The sequence below is a fragment of the Corynebacterium sp. c25Ua_89 genome, assembly GCF_047459735.1.
In the GTDB taxonomy this organism is placed as follows: domain Bacteria; phylum Actinomycetota; class Actinomycetes; order Mycobacteriales; family Mycobacteriaceae; genus Corynebacterium; species Corynebacterium simulans.
In genome coordinates this window covers 20,533-40,297 of sequence record NZ_JASBOD010000004.1, presented here as the reverse complement: position 1 = coordinate 40,297, position 19,765 = coordinate 20,533, and the positions used below count along the sequence as shown (strand labels likewise).

At 60.5% G+C, this 19,765-nt stretch carries 16 protein-coding genes; 7 read left to right on the top strand and 9 right to left on the bottom strand.

Annotation, left to right across the window (positions count from 1 at the left end):
* Positions 1–161: 161 nt before the first annotated feature.
* Positions 162–1,358 carry a UDP-galactopyranose mutase gene (glf, locus tag QKB66_RS07520; RefSeq protein WP_414253013.1) on the bottom strand — a complete coding sequence of 399 codons (1,197 nt, stop codon included), beginning with the start codon at positions 1,356–1,358 and terminating at the stop codon, positions 162–164.
* 204 nt (positions 1,359–1,562) lie between these two features.
* On the opposite strand from glf, the gene QKB66_RS07515 reads away from it, so the two are divergent.
* Positions 1,563–3,722: an N-acetylmuramoyl-L-alanine amidase gene (locus QKB66_RS07515; RefSeq protein WP_414253012.1), complete on the top strand. Its 2,160-nt coding sequence runs from the start codon at positions 1,563–1,565 to the stop codon at positions 3,720–3,722.
* Positions 3,723–3,758: 36 nt separating this feature from the next.
* On the opposite strand, the gene QKB66_RS07510 is transcribed toward QKB66_RS07515, so the two are convergent.
* The 6 genes from QKB66_RS07510 to serS all read right to left on the bottom strand — a co-directional run bounded on the left by QKB66_RS07510 (position 3,759) and on the right by serS (position 12,364).
* Positions 3,759–4,595 (bottom strand): Cof-type HAD-IIB family hydrolase, encoded by an 837-nt coding sequence (locus QKB66_RS07510; RefSeq protein ID WP_062036802.1) that lies wholly within the window; start codon positions 4,593–4,595, stop codon positions 3,759–3,761.
* A gap of 121 nt (positions 4,596–4,716) precedes the next feature.
* Complete coding sequence (gene glpK, locus QKB66_RS07505) at positions 4,717–6,264, bottom strand: glycerol kinase GlpK (RefSeq protein ID WP_248093837.1); 1,548 nt, start codon at positions 6,262–6,264, stop codon at positions 4,717–4,719.
* Between the two features lie 45 nt (positions 6,265–6,309).
* Positions 6,310–7,050: an MIP/aquaporin family protein gene (locus QKB66_RS07500; RefSeq protein ID WP_311518041.1), complete on the bottom strand. Its 741-nt coding sequence runs from the start codon at positions 7,048–7,050 to the stop codon at positions 6,310–6,312.
* Positions 7,051–7,077: 27 nt separating this feature from the next.
* Positions 7,078–8,790 carry a glycerol-3-phosphate dehydrogenase/oxidase gene (locus QKB66_RS07495; protein ID WP_414253011.1) on the bottom strand — a complete coding sequence of 571 codons (1,713 nt, stop codon included), beginning with the start codon at positions 8,788–8,790 and terminating at the stop codon, positions 7,078–7,080.
* 355 nt (positions 8,791–9,145) lie between these two features.
* Positions 9,146–10,966 (bottom strand): lysophospholipid acyltransferase family protein, encoded by a 1,821-nt coding sequence (locus tag QKB66_RS07490; RefSeq protein WP_248093834.1) that lies wholly within the window; start codon positions 10,964–10,966, stop codon positions 9,146–9,148.
* A gap of 141 nt (positions 10,967–11,107) precedes the next feature.
* Positions 11,108–12,364, bottom strand: a complete 1,257-nt coding sequence (gene serS, locus QKB66_RS07485; protein ID WP_061925081.1) for a serine--tRNA ligase — start codon at positions 12,362–12,364, stop codon at positions 11,108–11,110.
* A 65-nt stretch (positions 12,365–12,429) separates the two neighbouring features.
* On the opposite strand from serS, the gene QKB66_RS07480 reads away from it, so the two are divergent.
* From QKB66_RS07480 to QKB66_RS07470, 3 genes are read left to right on the top strand one after another with little or no spacing between them, the layout of a single operon-like run.
* Complete coding sequence (locus QKB66_RS07480; RefSeq protein WP_248093833.1) at positions 12,430–13,164, top strand: GntR family transcriptional regulator; 735 nt, start codon at positions 12,430–12,432, stop codon at positions 13,162–13,164.
* A 44-nt stretch (positions 13,165–13,208) separates the two neighbouring features.
* A complete protein-coding gene (locus tag QKB66_RS07475; protein ID WP_248093832.1) occupies positions 13,209–14,300 on the top strand; it encodes a septum formation family protein in 1,092 nt (363 codons plus the stop codon).
* Positions 14,301–14,345: 45 nt separating this feature from the next.
* Entirely contained in the window at positions 14,346–14,693 is a 348-nt protein-coding gene (locus QKB66_RS07470; protein ID WP_096337089.1) for a metallopeptidase family protein, read from the top strand.
* A gap of 12 nt (positions 14,694–14,705) precedes the next feature.
* Here QKB66_RS07470 and QKB66_RS07465 read toward each other — a convergent pair whose 3' ends face one another.
* Together QKB66_RS07465 and pheA are read right to left on the bottom strand one after the other, a co-directional pair.
* Complete coding sequence (locus QKB66_RS07465; RefSeq protein ID WP_248093831.1) at positions 14,706–15,371, bottom strand: histidine phosphatase family protein; 666 nt, start codon at positions 15,369–15,371, stop codon at positions 14,706–14,708.
* Positions 15,372–15,382: 11 nt separating this feature from the next.
* Complete coding sequence (pheA, locus tag QKB66_RS07460; RefSeq protein ID WP_248093830.1) at positions 15,383–16,300, bottom strand: prephenate dehydratase; 918 nt, start codon at positions 16,298–16,300, stop codon at positions 15,383–15,385.
* Positions 16,301–16,333: 33 nt separating this feature from the next.
* Between pheA and QKB66_RS07455 the strand changes: the two genes are divergently transcribed.
* The 3 genes from QKB66_RS07455 to QKB66_RS07445 all read left to right on the top strand — a co-directional run bounded on the left by QKB66_RS07455 (position 16,334) and on the right by QKB66_RS07445 (position 19,675).
* Positions 16,334–17,482 carry an amidase gene (locus tag QKB66_RS07455; protein ID WP_414253010.1) on the top strand — a complete coding sequence of 383 codons (1,149 nt, stop codon included), beginning with the start codon at positions 16,334–16,336 and terminating at the stop codon, positions 17,480–17,482.
* Entirely contained in the window at positions 17,479–18,228 is a 750-nt protein-coding gene (locus tag QKB66_RS07450) for a CPBP family intramembrane glutamic endopeptidase (RefSeq protein WP_414253009.1), read from the top strand. Before QKB66_RS07455 ends, QKB66_RS07450 begins: the two co-directional genes overlap by 4 nt.
* 103 nt (positions 18,229–18,331) lie before the next feature.
* Positions 18,332–19,675, top strand: coding sequence for an LCP family protein (locus tag QKB66_RS07445; RefSeq protein ID WP_414253008.1), 1,344 nt, complete (start codon positions 18,332–18,334; stop codon positions 19,673–19,675).
* Positions 19,676–19,765: the final 90 nt, after the last annotated feature.

Genomic DNA, 19,765 nt, shown 5'->3' with positions numbered 1-19,765 from the left:
CAGTACGGTATGCTTTCGCAGTTCAAACATAATTTTCCCGGTCTGCGCAACACTACACAACACTACATACAACACACCACCCAACACTCCATAGTGTGGTGTGTTGAGTGGTGTGTTGGGTGGTGTGTTGAGTGTTAAGCGTTCTGCTGACGGAGTTCGGCTTAGTGGCCGCGCTCCTGCTCAAGCGCCTTGCCCTCGTTCCAGAACGGAGCCAGCTTGTTGTCGAACATGCTCAGCGCGGAGGCAATGGCCATGTGCATGTCGAGGTACTGGTAGGTACCCAGGCGACCGCCGAAAAGAACGTTGTTCTCGCGTGCTTCGGCGGCAGCGCGGCGTCGGTAAGCCTCCAGCTTGGTGCGATCCTCTGGAGTGTTGATTGGGTAGTAAGGCTCGTCACCGGACTCAGCGAAGCGCGAGTACTCCTTCATGATGACGGTCTTATCCTTCGGGTACTTATCCTGCCGCTCCGGGTGGAAGTGGCGGAACTCGTGGATGCGGGTGTAATCAACGTCAGCATCGTTATAGTTCATCACCGGGGTGCCCTGGAAGTCGCCGGTCGGCAAGACCTCAAGATCAAAGTCCAGGGTGCGCCAGCCCAACTCGCCCTCAGAGAAGTCGAAGTAGCGATCCAGCGGGCCGGTGTAAACAACCGGCGCATCCGGATTCTCTTCGCGAACTTGTTCGCGAACCTCGAACCAATCGGTGTCCAGCTGGACGTCGATAAGCTCGTGGTCTGCCATGTTCTCCAGCCATGCTGCATAGCCTTCTACCGGCAGGCCCTCGTAAGTGTCGTTGAAGTAGCGGTTGTTGAAGGTGTAGCGAACCGGCAGACGGGTAATGTTGCCTGCCGGCAGCTCCTTCGGGTCGGTCTGCCACTGCTTTGCGGTGTAATCGCGGATGAATGCTTCGTAGAGCGGACGGCCGATAAGTGCGATGGCCTTCTCTTCCAGGTTCTGCGCCTCATCAACGTCGAACTCGCCGGCCTGATCCTTGATGAGCTGGCGTGCCTCATCCGGCGAGTAGTACTTGCCGAAGAACTGATTGATAAGGCCCAGACCCATTGGGAACTGATACGCGGTGCCGTTGTGCATGGCAAAGACGCGGTGCTGATAGTCGGTGAAATCAGTGAACTGATTGACGTAGTTCCACACGCGCTCGTTAGAGGTGTGGAACAGGTGCGCTCCGTACTTGTGCACCTCGATTCCTGTCTCCGGCTCCGCCTCCGAGTAGGCGTTGCCGCCCAGGTGGTTACGGCGCTCGACAATGAGCACCTTCTTGCCCATTTGAGAGGCCGCACGTTCTGCAACGGTCAGGCCGAAGAATCCGGATCCAACAACGATGAGGTCATAAGAAGTCATGTACCCCACCTTATTGGAGATCGCCCTTGTCGCCGGGGATGACACCCACAAAGAACTTCATCAAGAATGCACTTTTGACGCGTGTCGGAACAGAATTAACAAAAACAACATAAGTAACATTTTGCGCAACTGTTAACTTTCGTAATTCGGTTTGAGCTGTCTAAACCACCCGCACGCGTTACGCAAAACCTCAAGGGAGATAACGTGCAACTACGACGCCGTCTCGTTCCTACCAAGTCGAAGTGGTCCACTCCGATCATCGCTGCTGTCACCTCTGTCTCGATGGTTGCGGCTGCCGCCTTCGGTGGCCACCAAGTGCTGCGCACCCAAGAAAACGGCTCCGGCCCCATCGAAGTAGCTTCCGCCTCGACGAGCTTTGGCGACGGAGAAACCGTTGTGGTCGACGACGCTGCCATCTCTGCCCAGGGCGAAGGCGACGGCCCCCGCGCCGTCAAGCAGTTCCACCGGGACGAGCCTTTCTCCATGTTCGCCGTGACCTGGAAGGGCGCTCGTGACGTTGCTGCTTTCGTGCGCGCCAAGCAGGCTGACGGTTCTTGGTCCGAGTGGTACGACATGGACAACTCGGGTTATACCAACGACGATCCGAACGCCACTAACGGCACCGAGCTGATTTACACAGGAACCACCAACGACGTGCAGGTTTCCATCAACAACGTAGATCTTGTCTCGGGCACCAACCTGGACAAGAGCTTCGAGGAAACCCCCGTGGAAGAAGACGGTACGCAGGCCCCAGAGTCCGCGGCACCGGAAACCTCGGCACCGGCGGCGTCGGCAAGCCAGTCGCCTGCTTCCGCACCGGCGGAGGACTCCAATCAGTCCGTGATTGAACAGGCCGCGGAAGCAGCAGCCAACCCGCACCCGGCGCCGCTGCCGTACAACGTCGGTGACATTGCACCGGTGGCTGACGTGCAGGAGATGGACGCTAAGGATTCCGGCGCACAGGAATCCGGTGCACAGGAATCTGGCGCGTCGGCAAACAACACCAGCACCGAGGGCATGGAGGCTGTCTTCATCGACGGCAATGCGCAGGCGGGCGAGGCTATCGAGCAGACCGCCGTCACCGACGGCATGCCAAAGGTCGTCTCCCGCGCGGGCTGGGGTGCGGACGAGTCGAAGCGCTGCATGGGGCCAGACTACGACGACGGCGTGAAGGCACTGACCCTGCACCACACCGCGGGCAACAACAACTACACCAAGGCTGATGCTGCAGCGCAGGTGCGCGGAATCTACCAGTACCACGCGCAGAACCTAGGCTGGTGCGATATCGGATACAACGCACTGGTGGATAAGTACGGCACCATCTACGAGGGCCGTTACGGCGGCCTCGATAAGGCCGTGCAGGGCGCACACGTTGGCGGCTTCAATACCAACACGTGGGGCATCTCCATGATTGGTAACTACGAGACCGCAGCACCGACGGAAGCCATGCTGAATTCCGTGGCGGAAATCGCTGGCTGGAAGGCCGCGATCTCCAACATCAACCCGAAGGGCTCCACCGACCTGGTCTCCGGCGGATTCAACGGCTCCCGTTTCCCAGCAGGAACGGTTGCTCACGTTCCGACCTTCCACGGCCACAATGACCTGCACTACACCGCCTGCCCAGGCAAGTACACCGTGGCACGTTGGGGCGATATCCGCAATGCGACCTACCGCAAATACCAGTCCATCAAGAACGGCACTGCCGGCTCCGGTGCGCAGCTGCCATCCAACGATGGCACCAACACGAACACTGGGACGAATACCGGCACCACGACGCCGGGTACCAATAATCCGGGTGGAAACACCGGCGGAACCACCGGCGGAAACCCCGGTACGAACGGCGCTACCTCCTCTCTGGGCGGCGTCCAGGTGCCGGTTGCAGTAATTCAGGCGGTTGCCGGTATCGCCGCGACTTTGGTCGGCATCTTCCTGTCTCGCTCGGGCCAGAAGGTCGACGGCAATAAGACCGTCGTCGGTGGCCTGACCACCTCGGAGATTCCAAACATTGTCTCCAAGGTCATCCAGATCTCCGGCAACCCGGGCCTGCAGCAGTCCTGGACGGCAATCCTGAACGCCTTCGGCCCTGTTCTCGGCCTCGCAGTAGGCGGCCCGGACTTCAAGGCGGGCGTTGTCTCCCAGCTCTTTGAAAACGGCGTCGTTCTCTCTTCCAAGGAGACCGGCACCCACGCCCTGACGGGCAAGGTCGCTAAGGCTTGGTCCGAGGGCGACAACTCCACCAAACTCGGCCTGCCGACCTCCGACGAGGTCTCCACCGGCAACGGCCGCGAAATCCGCGTGGACTTCCAGGGTGGCTACATCCAATACGACCCAGCAACCGAGAAGATTAACGTCTTCACCGACTAGTTGGCAGGGGGTGTCAGCCCCTGCAGGATTAAGGTGCTAGAACCATTGTTCTAGCACCTTTGCCACGCCCGATTGATGGTTGGCCATGGTGACTTCGTCAGCGGCCTCCTTCACGGCAGGATGCGCATTGCCCATGGCGACGCCGCGCCCCACCCACGACAGCATTTCGATGTCATTGGGCATGTCCCCAAAAGCGATTATGTCGCTACGTTCGATGCCGAAGTTCTCCGCCAGCCAGGACACGCCCTTGCGCTTGGTCACGTTGGGGGCAGCGACTTCGAGGATGCCCTCCGTCATCGAATAGGTAACATGGGCAACCGTTGGGTCCACCCGCGGAGCAATCAGATCGTAGAGTTCAGGGGCGCTAAATTGCGTGTTGCGGATAAGCAATTTCACCGCGGGCTCAGCCGCTAATTCATCGATGGAAACGACCCCGAAGCCGTCGAAAAGCGCGTTCTCGGAATAGTGGGGCTCCACCACAAAAAGCTCTTCGACGGGGTCGGCAAGCGAGGTCCCGCCGCGTTCCGCGCCGAAGCCTGCTCCCCCAAGCGGCTCCAGTACCTCCTGCGCCACGGCGATGACGTCTGTGATGGCGGCGGGCGAGAGCGCGTGAACATTGAGGAGCTTATCTTCCGCGGAATCGTAGATGACGGCGCCATTCGACGTCACGCATACCGGGCGGACGGGCAGCTGCTCCAGCACGGGCGCAATCCAGCGGAACGGGCGCCCGGTGGAAAGCGCAAAGTACGCACCCGACGCCACGGCTCGGGCTATTACTTCACGGTTACGCTTGGTGACGCGATGGTTCTTATCTAACAAAGTGCCGTCGATGTCACTGGCAATAAGGCGCGGCGCCCATAAGGAATCAACCATGCCCCACAGTCTACTTCGCGCCCGCAGGCAATTAGTGCCTCCTGCAAGAAATAAGGTCCCGCACCAAAAAGATGCGGGACCTAGAGCGCGCTAGCTAAGCGGGAGCTAGCGGGAGGGTTGCCTACTGAATGACGTCGTCATCTTCAGAATCTTCCCAAGCCAGGGAACGCTTGATGGCGCGCTTCCACTCGCTGTAGAGGTTGGAACGCTCCTCCTCATCCATCTTCGGGCTCCAGACCTTGAACTCACCGCTGCCGGTGTCCAGGCTCTTCAGATCCTCGAAGTAGCCGACCTGCAGGCCAGCGGCGAAGGCAGCACCGGTTGCGGTGGTCTCCACGTTCTTCGGGCGGTGCACCTCGACGTTCAGGATGTCCGCCTGGAACTGCATGAGCAGCTCGTTGTGGGTCATACCGCCGTCGACGCGCAGCTCGGTGATCTCCACACCGGAATCGGCAACCATGGCATCTGCGACGTCGCGAGTCTGGTAAGCAGTTGCCTCCAGAACCGCACGGGCGATGTGATTACGGTTGGCAAAGCGGGTAAGGCCAACGATGACGCCGCGGGCATCCGGGCGCCAGTACGGTGCGAAGAGACCGGAGAAGGCCGGCACGAAGTAAACACCGCCGTTGTCCTTGACGGAGCGGGCCATGTTCTCGATGGAGGCCGCGTTCGGAATCATCTGCAGGTTATCGCGCAGCCACTGCACCAGGGAACCGCCCATGGAGACCGAGCCCTCGAGCGCGTAGACAGGGCGTTCACCCTCGCGCTGGAAGCACACCGTGGTCAGCAGACCGTTCTCGGAGAACTTCGGGGTGGTACCGGTGTTCAGCAGCAAGAATAGGCCGGTGCCGTAGGTGTTCTTTGCAGAACCCGGGCGGAAGCAGCCCTGGCCGAACATTGCTGCCTGCTGGTCACCGAGGATGGCGCGAATCGGCACACCAGCCAGGGAGCCGCGGGCGCGCACAGTGCGGAAGTCGCTGAGGGAAGGACGAATCTCCGGCAGCATGGAGGTAGGAATGCCCATCTCCTTGCACAGTTCCTCATCCCACTCGAGCTTTTCGATGTCCATGAGCAAGGTGCGGGATGCGTTGGTGACATCGGTCGCGTGAACTGGCGGCTGGTCGCCGTCGCCCTCGGCGCCACCGGTCAGGTTCCACAGCAGCCAGGAATCGATGGTGCCGAAGAGCAGGTCGCCAGCCTCGGCGCGCTCGCGAGCACCCTCGACGTTATCGAGGATCCACTTGACCTTCGGGCCTGCCGGGTAGGAGTTGATGACCAAGCCGGTGCGGCGACGCCACTTGTCCGGGCCCTCCTCCCCCGCCAGCTCCTTGCAGATCTGGGTGGTACGGGTGTCCTGCCAAACAATTGCGTTGTAGACCGGTTCACCAGTGTTTTTATCCCACACGACGGTGGTCTCGCGCTGGTTGGTAATGCCCAGCGCAACGATTGACTCGACGGCGACGTCGCCGTTGGCCAAAGCCTCGCCGACGGCGCGGCGGGTGTTGTCCCAGATTTCCTTCGGGTCGTGTTCAACCCAACCCTTTTCCGGGAAGATCTGCTCGTGCTCGAACTGGCCGACGGAGACCTGCTCGCCGTCGTGGTTGAAGATGATGCAGCGGGTGGACGTAGTGCCCTGGTCGATTGCTGCTACGAACTTGTTTTCGCTCATGGATTTACTCCTTGCGTATTTTCAAAGATGCGGAGAGATGCGTATTTAAGCCAAAGCCATGGAAAGGAAACCGATGGCTACTGCAGCAAGCAGCGGGGCGACGATTGGTACCCAGGCATAGCCCCAGTTGGCGCTTCCTTTGCCCTTGATGGGAAGGACGAATGCGTACATCAAGCGCGGACCCAGGTCACGGACCGGGTTGATGGCGTAGCCGGTTGGGGTACCCAGGGAAAGGCCAACCGAAACGACGACGAATGCGACTGCGAAATACTTCAATGCACCAATCTCACCGCCGGAAGGACCAAACGCAATGAACATCAGCAGCACGCAGGTACCGATGAACTCAGTGACCGCATTCCAGAAGTTATTCGGGTGAGCAGGGCCAGTGAAGAAGATGCCACCGGTGGAGGCGTTCGCACCGGTTTCATTGCCAGCTTCGTCGAGGTTATTGGCGTCGAAAAGCTGCTTGAAGGCCGCCCAAGCAAGCAATGCGCCGAGCATTGCACCCAAAAGCTGGCCTGCGATGTAGGCAGGAACGAGGTTCCACTCAAGGCCGCCGTTGATGGCAACCATCAAGGTCACGGCCGGGTTGAGGTGGCCGCCAGAAGGGTCCGCCACACTGGCGCCCACGAAAACTGCCATGCCCCAGCCCAGGGCAATGACAATCCAGTCAGATCCTTTGGCACCGGAGGTGCGCAGGGTAACCAAGGCGCACACGCCGTTACCCAGCAGGAGGAGCAGGGCAGTTCCGATGAACTCCCAGAGGAAAGCATCCATTGCGGTCATGCTTTTAGTCTTTCTCTTGAATGGTCCTTATACCTGCGGCTTGCCTGCCGCGCGCACGAGGATGTCGTTTGCTTCTTGGTCGGTCAGTGCTGCTTCTGCCTGCAGCTCGGCTTCGGTGTGCTGCTTGAATGCGGCGATTTCTGCCTGCTTGGCAGCATCGTCCCAGCCCAACAGCGGAGCGACGAAGTTGGCCACCGCATCGGCGCAATCGACGCCGCGGTGTGCGTACTCAATGGCGATGCGCAGGCGGCGCGAAAGGATGTCATCCAGGTGCAGTGCACCCTCGTGGGTGACGGCGTAGCGCACCTCAGCCCACAGGTACTGCTCTGCGCCTGGAACCGGCTTCAGCAGCTCAGCGTCTTCTTCTGCCGGAGCGAGGACCTCGCCCAGCAGGGAGCCGTAGCGGCCAAGCAGGTGCTCGATGACGTCCTGGTGCACTCCGTAGCGCTTAGCCAAGGTCGGTACCTGGTTAGCCAGAGCGTGGTAGCCCTCGGCACCCAGGATTGGGGTGCGTTCGGTGACGGACTCTGGAGCGTCGAAAGTCAGCTCCTTGACGGCCAGGTCAACGGCATCCTTACCAATGACGCGGTAGGTGGTGTACTTGCCACCGGCAACGGAGACGAGGCCCGGAGCAACTTTGGCCACGGCGTGGTTGCGGGACAGCTTGGTGGTGGTGTCGGACTTACCGGTCAAAAGCGGGCGCAAGCCGGAGTAAACGCCGACGATGTCGGAGCGGGTAATGGTGCGGGAAACGCGCTGGTTAACCTGATCCAGGATGTAGTCGATGTCGGCCTTGGTTGGTGCCGGATCCGGCAGAGATAGACCCTTTTCCCAGTCCGTGTCGGTGGTACCGATGATCCAGTATTCGCCCCATGGAATAACGAAGAGTACGGACTTCTCGGTGACGAAGCACAGTGCAGCATCGGCGTCGAGGGCGTCCTTCGGCACGACGATGTGCACGCCCTTGGAAGCGTGGACGGTGAACTTGCCCTCCACGCCGGCCATCTCCTGGATCTTGTCATTCCACACGCCGGTGGCGTTGATGAAGACGCGGCCCTTGATGGTGGTCTCGCGGCCGGTTGCAACGTCACGGACATGCGCGCCGGTGATGCGGCCGCCGCGGTCCTTTTCAAAGCCCACGACCTCGGTGCCGGTACGGACGCTGGCGCCGAACTCGGCGGCGGTACGCAGGACGGTCATGGTGTGGCGAGCGTCGTCGACAAGCGTGTCGTAGTAGCGCACGCCACCAACCACTGCGTGATCCTTCAGGCCCGGGGCAACATTCAGCACGCCCTTGCGGGTCAGGTGCTTTTGCATCGGAACGCTCTTTGCGCCGCCCATGAGGTCATACAAAGTAAAGCCGCCGAACATCATCACGCGCTCCCACACGTGGTGGGTTAGCGGGAAGATGAATTTCAGCGGCTTGACCAGGTGCGGAGCCAGGGTGGACATGTTGAGCTCGCGCTCATGGAGAGACTCGGCGACCAGGCGGAAGTCGAACATCGCCAGGTAGCGCAGGCCACCGTGGAACATCTTGGAGGAGCGGGAAGAGGTACCTGCCGCGAAGTCGCGGGACTCGACAACTGCGGTCTTCAGGCCACGGGTAGCGGCGTCGACTGCTGCGCCTGCGCCAACGGAGCCACCGCCGATGATGACGACGTCATATTCCTCATCGGAGTAGTTCTCCCATGCCTTTTCAAAGTATTCCGGGTTGAAACTCTGATTGCTTAGCTTTGTCATTACTAAACTCATCTCCTTAACTTGCCCCTTATGCCATCGCAATACAGTCGCCGTGCTCTCGCACGGCGCGCGCTACGGTGACAGGTGGAGCCTCATGGTCGCCCAAAGTGGTCCATTCCCCGCCTCGGGCCTTGAAGATCTTTTCTCCTAAATCTTATGTTAGGGGTCACGACAGAAAGCGCGCTGTTGCACTACTCACTCGTAAGTTTCGCCACCGTAACCAGCATTTTCCATGAGTTTTTATAAAGGAAAGAAACTTATTATACCCCTATAGGGGGGGTGTAGACAGACAAATAAAAAGGAACGTCTGGTCATATCCAGACGCTCCTTGCGGTTTCCCTAACCTTTTTAAGGTCTACTTCTTCTTATTCAACTTCGCCATCGCCTCCAGCACCTCGGAGACGCCAGCGCGCTCTGCCGAGTAGGTCACGGAACCTGCTTCTTTGACCAGCTCAATGGGTGCAGTCTCCAGCGCGACCACCTGCGTGTGGTCCAAGAAAACCTCGTCTCCTGCCTCACCAGCAAAGACGGTCACCTCACGCGGGGCCGCCCCCACTAGCTCAAGAATCTGCTCAGTAGCAACCCAACGACATGCCTCATCTGCAACCACGATTAGCCCCGTTGGGGTGTCCACGAAACGGGCACCGGGTACTTCACCCAGGACGTCCTTCACCTCACGCAGCTCGCGCTTGATATGACCAGAGACCACTTCCCCACCTTCGTAGGCCCATTCGACGACAATGTCGCTGTGTGCTTCGATGGCAGCAACGGCGGCGTCGGAAAGCGGGTGCATGGCAATAACCTCGGAGCCATGCTTGACGACGCCGCCCTGATGCTCAATCCTCCACAGTTCCTGCTGGATATTGGCAAAGGTGGAGTCTGGGTGAGCTGCCGCCTGCGGGGACATCAGCACCAGCATCTGCGACTCCGGATAAACGCCGGCGAATGCATCGTGCAGGCGCTTGGTCACGGAACCATCCTCATAATTCAAGGTGGATTCATCTGCCACAACGATGCGCGGGATCTGCGTGAAGTGCGCCTTCATGCGGTGCGGCAGGCGGGAGACGATAAGGCGCGACTGAGTTGCAGCGCTCAACAAGCCCTGCTCCACCTTGGAGCCCGCGAAGACTTCCTTGCTACTGGTGGCGAGGTTGGCCTGCGCCTCAGCCACATCAACCTTGAGCTGTCCCATGATTTCGGTGACTTTGTCGCGACCTTCACCCAAGCCACGAGTGGCCTCCTCGATGACGATGTTGAGGTTTTCCTTGATCCACTCGAGTGTCTCCGGGGTGGTGCGCTTGAGCTCCTCCACCTCGCCGCTGGCCGGCTTTGCGGTAATGGCCAGACGGTCCTTGACCAGCTCAGAGGTGGCTTCGGAGATACGAGTCTTGAGCCCCATCAGGTCATCGCGCAGGCGGCGCACGCGGTAGCGCTCCGACTCGACCGCCTTATCCTCGCGCTCTGCTTCCTCCAGGCTCGGCGCTCCGCCGCCCATGCGGGCTGGAACCCAGAAAGCGCCCTTCGGCATTGGACCAAACTCCGCCTCGTAGTCCTTCCAGAGCATCTCGAGGCCTTCCTGCATGCGGCGACGAATCTCGGCGGTGTCTGCCTCGACGTCGCCAGTCGGTTTAAAAGGCTCGAGGGCACGGATAAGCAGCGGGGTATTGCTGCGGCCCAGGTTCTTCTTCTGTCCCTTGGTCCACAACCGTTGGGAGCCGAAGGTGACCGTCGGGATAATCGGCACGCCGGCTTCATAAGCGATGCGGGCTGCGCCGCCACGCATGCTGCGGATTTCGAAGCTGCGGGAAATCGTACCCTCGGCGAAGACGCCGACCAGCTCGCCGGCCTTGGCCAGCTCGATGCCTTGGCGGATGGAAGCTCCACCATCGATACGGTCTACCGGGATGTGGCCCATCATCTTCAGCAGTGGGCCCACGACTGGGGTCTTGAAGACGCCGGCCTTGGTCAGAAAGCGCACCAGGCGCTTCTTCTTATGCGGTAGAAAACCTCCGAAGACAAAGTCCATGTAACCGGTGTGATTGACCACGAGCACCGCGCCGCCCTTGTCCGGGATATTCTCCTCGCCCCAGGTGCGAAACTTAAGCCCCTGCGCAATAGTAACGCCCCGTGCCAGGGTGACAATGCGTTGATAAAAGAAGTCTTTAACGGCGTTCATAGTTCTTCCCCCTGGTTAAAATATGCGGGACTTTGTGAAGGCTAAAGGTAGCTCGGACAAAACAACTACTAGTTAAGCACGACAAGTCCCCCGGGTCAGGAAAACCCGGGGGACGTATATATAACTGTTAACTAATCTGCTTTAGCGCGGACGCAGAACATCCTTGCCCACGAATGGGCGCAGCGCTTCTGGGACAACCACGGAGCCGTCGGCCTGCTGGTGGTTTTCCAAGATGGCAACGAGCCAGCGGGTAGTGGCCAGGGTACCGTTGAGGGTTGCGGCGTACTGGGTCTTGCCGTTTTCGTCGCGGTAGCGGGTCTGCAGACGACGCGCTTGGAAGGTGGTGCAGTTCGAGGTGGAGGTCAGCTCGCGGTAGCAGCCCTGGGTTGGAACCCATGCCTCGTTGTCGAACTTGCGGGCCGCAGACGAGCCAAGGTCGCCACCAGCGATGTCGATGGTGCGATAAGGCAGCTCCATCGCAGCGAGCATGTCCTTTTCCATCTGCAGCAGCATCTGGTGCATCTGCTCTGCTTCTTCCGGCTTGCAGAAGACGAACATTTCCAGCTTGTCGAACTGGTGAACACGCAGGATACCGCGGGTGTCCTTGCCGTGGGAGCCAGCCTCGCGGCGGAAGCAGGAGGACCAACCGGTGTACTTGATTGGGCCGTCGCTGAGATCCAGGATTTCATCCTTGTGGTAGCCCGCGAGCGCAACCTCGGAGGTACCGACGAGGTAGAGATCATCTGCCGGCAGGTAGTAGATCTCATCGGAGTGCTGGCCCAAGAAGCCGGTGCCGGCCATGATGTCTGGGCGAACCAGAACTGGCGGGATCATCAGCTGGAAGCCAGCCTCGCGCGCCTTCTGTGCCGCGAGCATGAGCATGCCCAGCTGCAGGAAGGCACCGTCACCGGTCAGGTAGTAGAAGCGGGCGCCGCCCACCTTGGCGCCACGCTTTACGTCGATAAGCCCAAGGGACTCGCCGAGTTCCAAGTGATCCTTCGGCTCGAAGTCGAACTCTGGGATCGTGCCAACCTCTTCGAGGACGATGAAGTCATCCTCGCCGCCAGCCGGCGCGCCCTCCACGACGTTGGAGAGCTGGAACTGCAGCTCGTTTACCTTTTCTTCAGCAGCAGCCAGTTCCGCCTCGGCCTTCTTGACCTTTTCCTTCAGCTCATTAGAACCCTCCAGCAAGGCTGGGCGCTCTTCTGGGGAGGCCTGGCCAATCTTCTTGCCAAAGGCCTTCTGCTCGGAACGTAGCTCGTCGGCTGCCAGGATGGCAGAACGGCGGGCTTCGTCGGCGGCCAGAAGCTCGTCAACAAGAGCTGGATCCTCACCACGGGTTACCTGGGAGGCACGGACAACGTCTGGGTTTTCGCGGAGGAACTTTAGATCAATCACGCTTAAAAGTTTAGCGCACTAAGCTGCCCTTGCAGTGGTAATAACCAGCGAATTATTATGTGTTTATGACCGCACAAATAATCACCGATGGACCCGTCCCAAAGCATGCCCAGCTGCGTGACATCCTCACCGAGCTGTGCAACACCACTTTGAAACCAGGGGACATCCTCCCAGGTGAGCGTATTCTGGAAGAGACTTATGGCGTCTCTCGCATCACGGTGCGCCGCGCCATCGGTGATTTGGTTGCCGCCGGACGCCTGCGGCGCGTGCGCGGCAAAGGCACCTTCGTCGCCCCTAATCCCCTAGTATCTCGTCTGCATTTGGCCTCATTCTCCGATGAAATGGGTGCCCAACGTGTCCAGGCCTCCAGCAAAATCCTCTTGGGCGGCCGCGCGTCAGCCCCGGATGAGGTGTCCGAGTTCTTCGGCGCCGATCCTTCCGTGACGCATACCCACCTGCGCCGCCTTCGCTTGGGCGATGGGGAGCCCTATTCCATCGATGACGGTTGGTATAACTCTGCCTTTGTTCCCAACCTTCTGGAAAATGACATCTACAACTCGGTCTACGCCATCCTGGACTCCAACTTCGATCTGCCAATCACGGAGGCGGATCAGACGGTCACGGCGATTGCGGCGGATGCGGAGATAGCGCAGCTTCTCGACGTCGAGCCCGGCACCCCACTGCTGCACATCATCCGCAAGTCCCGCTCGGGCGATCGCCCAGTTGAGTGGTGTTCTTCGGTCTATCGCACCGACCGCTACCGGCTTACCACGCGGGTAAGCCGCGCTCTCGATTCCTAAGGGATAAGAAGAATCCCAGGCAGACGGGTACTATGGGAAGCCTTATGAGTAAGAATTCTCCTTGGCGCTCATCATTTGCCGTCCGCTTATTCTTAGTGGCCACCCTCGCAGCCGCCGCGTTTCTCGGTGCATACGGGCTGCTTAGCCCGAATACTGGCAGCACAAATAGCCAGTCTTCTGCTCCCGAAAAAGCAGAGCCTTCCGCCGAGCCAGAGGTAGTTGCGTTTACCTCGGCCGAGTCCGGCACCTGCTTATCCTGGGACATCGACGGCAAGGGAGAAATCTCCAACTTCGCCGAGATTTCCTGCGATAAGCCGCACCGCTTTGAGGTTGCTGCTCGCGAGGATCTCAGCACCTACCCCACCAGTGAGTTCGGCCCCGACGCTGAGCGGCCCGACGTCACCCGCCAGAACGCGCTGCGCGATGAGCTGTGCGAGTCCAGCACCCTGGGCTACCTGCACGGCAAATGGGATCCAAACGGCAAGTTCGACATTGCATCCGTCCTGCCGCCACAGGCAGCATGGCAGCAAGGAGATCGCACCCTACTCTGTGGCCTACAGACCACCGATGAGGCAGGCGTTCCACAGCTAAATACCGGCAACGTGGAAGCGGTGGATCAGTCGGTCGTCGCCAAGCCTGGCGAATGCCGCAGCATCGATGACAAACAGGTCGTGCGCACCGTGGACTGTGCGCAGCCGCACCAGCTGGAGACCGTATCCATCGTGAACCTAGGCGAACACTTCACCGGTGGCTACCCCAACGGTGAGGAGCTGGATTCCTACCTCAACGAAACTTGTACGGCCGCCGCCATCGAGTACCTGGGCGAGGAAGAAAACCTTTATCAGTCCACCTTGCAACCCTTCTGGGGCTCGGTCAGCGAGGCCGCATGGAACGGTGGCAGCCGCTCCGTGAACTGCTCTTTGATGCACCCAAACGATGGCCACTTCTCCACCATCACCGGCTCTGCCACCGGCGGCCGTAACGCTCTGACTATCGACGGCGCGCCACCAGCAGTCCAGCCAGAGCGCAATCCGGTGCGCAACCCTTCCGCAGCGCCCAGCCCAGCGCCTAACGCACAGGGCGCCCCAGCAGACAATAGCTCGGCGGCTAACGCTCCGGCACCTGCCGCGCAGTAATAAGCCGAGCAATTCGGCAATACAAAAGGCGATAACGAGCAGCAGGTGTATTTAGTAAGCGAAGAGCGCTTCGATGAGATGGTCAACGATGCGCTCGATAAACTCCCGGACGAGTTCGTCCAGCGGATGCGCAACCTGGCCATCTTGGTGGAGGATTTCAACGCAGAAAATCCCCACCTGTTGGGCCTCTACGTGGGCGTGGCCCTTCCAGATCGCACTTTCGACCACACGGGCTTTCTACCCGACACCATCTTCATCTACCGCGGTGCGCTGCAGGAATGGTGCAACACGGAAGAAGAGCTGGCGCACCAAGTCGAGGTGACCGTCTTCCACGAGCTAGGCCACTACTTCGGGCTAGAAGAACACGAGCTACACCATCTGGGCTGGGGCTAAAGGGGGGGGAAGTTAGCGGGAGCCTGCCTCTTCCATATCGGTATCTGCCCAGCGCTTCAGTGTCCACTTGCCAAAGGGCTGGCCGTTGGGTTCCATCACCGTAAAACGTCCGTTTGCCATGTACCCGGTGTAGGCGAAGTCCGCGTCGACTCCGGTGGCGTGACGGCTGACCACACGAATGGCAGCGCCATGGCTGACAACGACCGCGTCCTCGTCCTCGCCTAAGTTAGCGGCAATTTCTTCAATCACCGGCTGATAGCGCTCCAAAACGTTGCGGTAGGTCTCGCCGCCTTCCATGCAGGCGTTCTCGTCGCCGTCGAGCCAGCCGCGCAGCGCCACCATGTAGGAACGGTGGGCATCCTCGCTGCCGTCCATCTCGAAGTCGCCGGCGAAAACTTCGTGGATGCCCGTCTTCACCTCCACAGGCACACGGATTTGGCCAGTGGCCTTAGCAAAAGACTCCGCCGCCAGCATCGCGGTTTGCTGGGCGCGCAGCGCAATAGAGCAATAAAAGCGCACCTTGCGGCCTGCGGTTAGCTCCGCAAGCTCTTGGCCCACGTCCGTGGCCTGACCACGGCCACGCTCGGTAAGCTCGGCTCCCGGCGGGCGTGTATCAAGCAGGTGCTCGACGTTGGAGTAGGTCTGGCCATGGCGCACGAGAAAGATTCTTCCGCTCATAGTTTCCTACACTATTGGCCCTTCCGTGCCCGCGCTACCCATTCATCTGCCGCTTTCAAGCGCGATAGATCACGCGGCTGCGTGCCCTTATCTGAATAGGAGGGCCACGAACCCAGGAAGACGAGTTCCTCCGCGCGCAACCACAATGCGCGCAGTGCCGCGGCCACGGGCTCGTCATCGATGTGGCCTACTAGTTCCACGTGGAACCTATACGTGCCGAGTCCGGTGCGGGTAGGCCGCGATTCGATACGGGAAAGATCCACGCCGCGGTGGGCGAATTCCTCCAGTGCGCCGACCAACGAACCGGGTTCGTTGGGCAGAGTAAAGACCACTGCGGTCTTGTCACGACCGGTGCGGGTCGTTGGTTTTCCGGGCAGCCCCGCGAGGACGAAGCGGGTGGTGGCGCCCTGGACGTCGGCCACGGCATCGGCAAGCGTGTCCAGCGCAAAGAGCTCTGCGGCGCGGGCCGGTGCTGCTGCCGCATCAACTTCCCCCGCAGCTACCGCCTGGGCTGCGGCGCCATTGGAGCTGGCGGCAACAAACGTGGCAGCGGGAAGATTCTCTGCCAACCAGCCACGGACCTGCTGAAAGGCCACCGGATGGGTGGAGAAGGTACGCACGTCATTGGGCTTAGTGCCGGGCCGAACCATGATGCTAAACGCAACAGACAGGTCGACTTCGCGGTAGATCTGCACTGCGTCGCCATCGACCAGGGCGTCGGACGTGGCGGTCACCGCACCGTCGACCGAATTTTCCAGGGCAACGCAGGCATAGTCCGCTTTACCTGCGCGCACCGCGTTAAAAGCCGCCGCGGGCGAGTCCACTGGCAGCGGCTCCACGGCGGCGAATTCGCTGGCCATCTGCTGCAGGGCAGCCTCGGTGAAAGTACCGGCGGGGCCAAGGAAAGCAATTTTTGTTGCGTTGCTCATGCTGGCAACCCTAGCCCACTAGACTGTGGCGCCATGGAGTTTTCCCCGGATTTCAGCTTGGCGGCTCTCCGCGAATCGCTTGGGCATTTAAGCGCCGAAGAACATGGATTTACCCACCTCGACTTGGAGCGCACACCACAGGCGGAAGGCCGGTTGAGCGGGTGGATACTCTCCGCCAAGGATCTCAACGATGTAGCGGGCATGCCTACCACCATGGGGCATGCGCAGCGCACCTATCTCCCAGAGTTCAGCGACCCTTTCATCGAGCGCTTGGAACAGCAGGGAGCGCGCATCGTGGGTAAGTCCGCGGCACCGGAGCTGGGCCTACGGATAGATACGGAGCCGGTGGGCCTGCCACATCCGGATAACCCACTCTATCCAGGAAAGACGCCGGGTGGTTCCTCGGGCGGTGCGGCCGTGCAGGTGGCCCGAGGGTTGCTGCGTGCGGCCCATGCTTCGGACGGCGGCGGCTCCATCCGGGTGCCCGCTGCGGCTTGTGGCGTGGTGGGCTTCAAGCCCTCCGGCGAGGAGCTGGCAGTGCAGGGCTTTATTGCGCGCACTGTTGACGACGCCGCTTTTCTCCACGAACTGCGCCCACGGACGCCACGCGCACGGGTAGGCGTGCTGATCGATCCGCTTTTTGCTTCCACGGCCGTTGCCCCGCACATGCTGCAGGCGGTCAATGAAGCAGCGCAGTCCTTGGAAGGCCAGGGTTTTGAAACGGTGTCGATTTCGCCCTATCCGCAGGCAGGCGAGACATTTCAGGCTTTCCAGAACCTATTCATGCGCAAGCTGGCCAAACTCCCGGAGACCATCGGCTATGCCGAGTGGATTCGCCAACGGGGGATGCAGGTAAGCAACGCCGAGCACGCGGCGGCGCGCGAGCACGCGGTGCAGCTGCCAGCGTTGTTAGCGGAGTACTGGCAGGTAGACGCCATTCTCACGCCAATGCTGGCCTATGATCCGCCCAGACGCGGCGCGTTCACCTCCCTCCCGCACCAGGAGAATTTCGACGAACAAACGCGGTGGTCGCCGTGGGGCTCGCTGTTCAACGTCGCGATGCTGCCCGCGGTTTCGATTCCCTGGAAGGTGCCAGACCATCCGCCGGTGGGAGTGCATTTGGGAGGCATCACGCTTAACGACGCCGAGCTGCTCGGCCTGGCAAAGGTACTTCACCCATGACGCGCAATCTCCACAAGAATGCTCGACCCCAGGCGATGCGAGCAACGCTGACGGAAATCCTCATCGTCTTGGCCTTGAGTTTTGGTATTTCGGGCGTGCGCTCGGTGCTGCGGCTCATCGATGACCTGCTCAATCCAGCACCGCTAAACGAGCAATCGGTGACCATCAACTCGAGCCAATCTGTCTCCCCGTGGCTGGACCTGGGCCTGCAGCTCTGCTCCGCCGCCGTGCTGTTTTCCTGGGGCGCGCTGGCGCTCTATTTGCTTTCGGTCCGAAACAAACCCGCGGCGATGCTTGAGCGTTTCCCGCGTGTAAGGGATTGGCTGCAGGGCGCAGGCCTGGCCGCGCTCATCGGGTTGCCGGGGCTCGCACTGTACTACTCTGCGCTGCACTTTGGTTGGACCAAGGAAGTCGTCCCAACCTCCTTCGATAATGCCTGGGTGGAAATGCCAGTGCTGCTTTTGAAGTCAGCCGCGAACGCCTTTGCCGAGGAAGTCGTGGTGGTCTACTGGTTTATGACCCGCCTGCGCCAATCAGGCTGGGCGCTGCCGGCCACCCTCGCGGCGTCTTCAATCCTGCGCGGTTCCTATCATCTCTACCAGGGTGTATCGGCAGGTTTCGGCAACATCGTGATGGGGCTGATCTACGGATACTTCTATGCCAAGACCGGCAAGGTCTGGCCGCTTGTCATCGCGCACTTTCTCATCGACGCCGTGGCTTTCGTGGGATATGCCCTGCTTTTCTAAACGGCGCATTCTGTTTATTCACAGCCCAGTTCGGGACACACGCATGTAAACAAACGCATGTGTACCTATGGGACAGGTGTGATTTCGTTGTAGAGTTGAGCGCATGACTCAATCTGGACGAGACCCGCATCGCGAGGCACGCCGCGCAGGTGATAGCCTTGTGCCCGCCTCCGGAGCAGATTCCGGCGCAGGCTCGGCCGCAGACTACGTGCTCGGTGCTGACGGCAAACCTATAAGGGACCGCTTTGGGCGCCCAGTGCGGCGTCGCCAAGCAGCGCCGCGCCCACCGCGGGCAGGAACTGCAGCGAGTAACCCTAGCTCCCGCCCAACCTCTCCCCGCCCGGAAGAAACCCGTTTTGATGTGGGCGCATACATGGAGCGCAATCAGGGCGCGCCACGGCGCACGCCGCCCCGGCCCGAGCAGCAGCCTGTGCCCCAGCGTGCGCCCCGGCGCGCAACGCCGGATGTACCGCGCAGCTATCGCTCACCTGCAGGCACAAGAGGCGTAAAGCCGCAGCGTCCGCATCGCCGCCGCAAAAAGGTAAGCCCGGTTAAGAAGTCTTTGGGCTGCCTGGGCTGGTTCGTGGCGATCTTGCTCGTGCTGACTTTGGTCTTTACCTTGTGGACGGATTCGCGCCTGACCCGCATCGAGGCGATGCCGGAGGAGCAGGTCTCCAATACGGCGGGCACCAACTGGCTGTTGGTGGGCTCCGATTCCCGCCAAGGGCTGACGGAGGAACAGCAGGCAGAGCTCGGCACCGGTGGTGACGTGGGCGTTGGCCGTACCGACACCATCATGGTCCTGCACATTCCAGCTTCCAGCAAGGCCAAGCTGGTCTCCATTCCGCGAGATAGTTACGTCGAGGTACCTGGCTTCGGCATGGACAAAATCAACGCTGCCTTTACCTATGGTGGCCCGCAGCTGTTGGCGGAAACCGTGGAGCAATCCACTGGCCTGCGCATCGACCACTATGCGGAAATCGGCATGGGCGGCCTGGCCAACGTGGTTGATTCTGTTGGCGGCGTAGATATCTGCGTCAAGGAGCCGATTGATGATCCGCTCGCCGGCATCAACCTGCAGCCGGGTTGTCAGGAGCTGCGCGGGCCGCAGGCGCTGGGCTACGTGCGCACGCGCGCTACCGCCATGGGTGACCTTGACCGCGTCCAGCGCCAGCGTGAATTCTTCGCAGCGCTGCTGGAAAAGATCACCTCGCCGAGCACGCTGATCAATCCGTTTAGGACCATCTCCCTGGTCAACCACACCGCCAGCTCCTTCATCGTGGGCGAAAAAGACCACGTCTGGCACCTGGCCCGCGTGGCGCTGGCCATGGCCGGCGGCGTGGAGACCGAGACCGTGCCAATCGGCGGCTTCGAGGACACCACGGTGGGCAACGTGGTGCTCTGGGATGAAGAAGCAACCCAGCAGCTGTGGGATTCGCTGAAGTAAGACCGGTCCCGATAAAGCAGCGATCATGAAAGGGGAGGCACCTCATCGGAGGTGCCTCCCCTTCTTTGTGTCTTTTGTAGGCGCATCGTA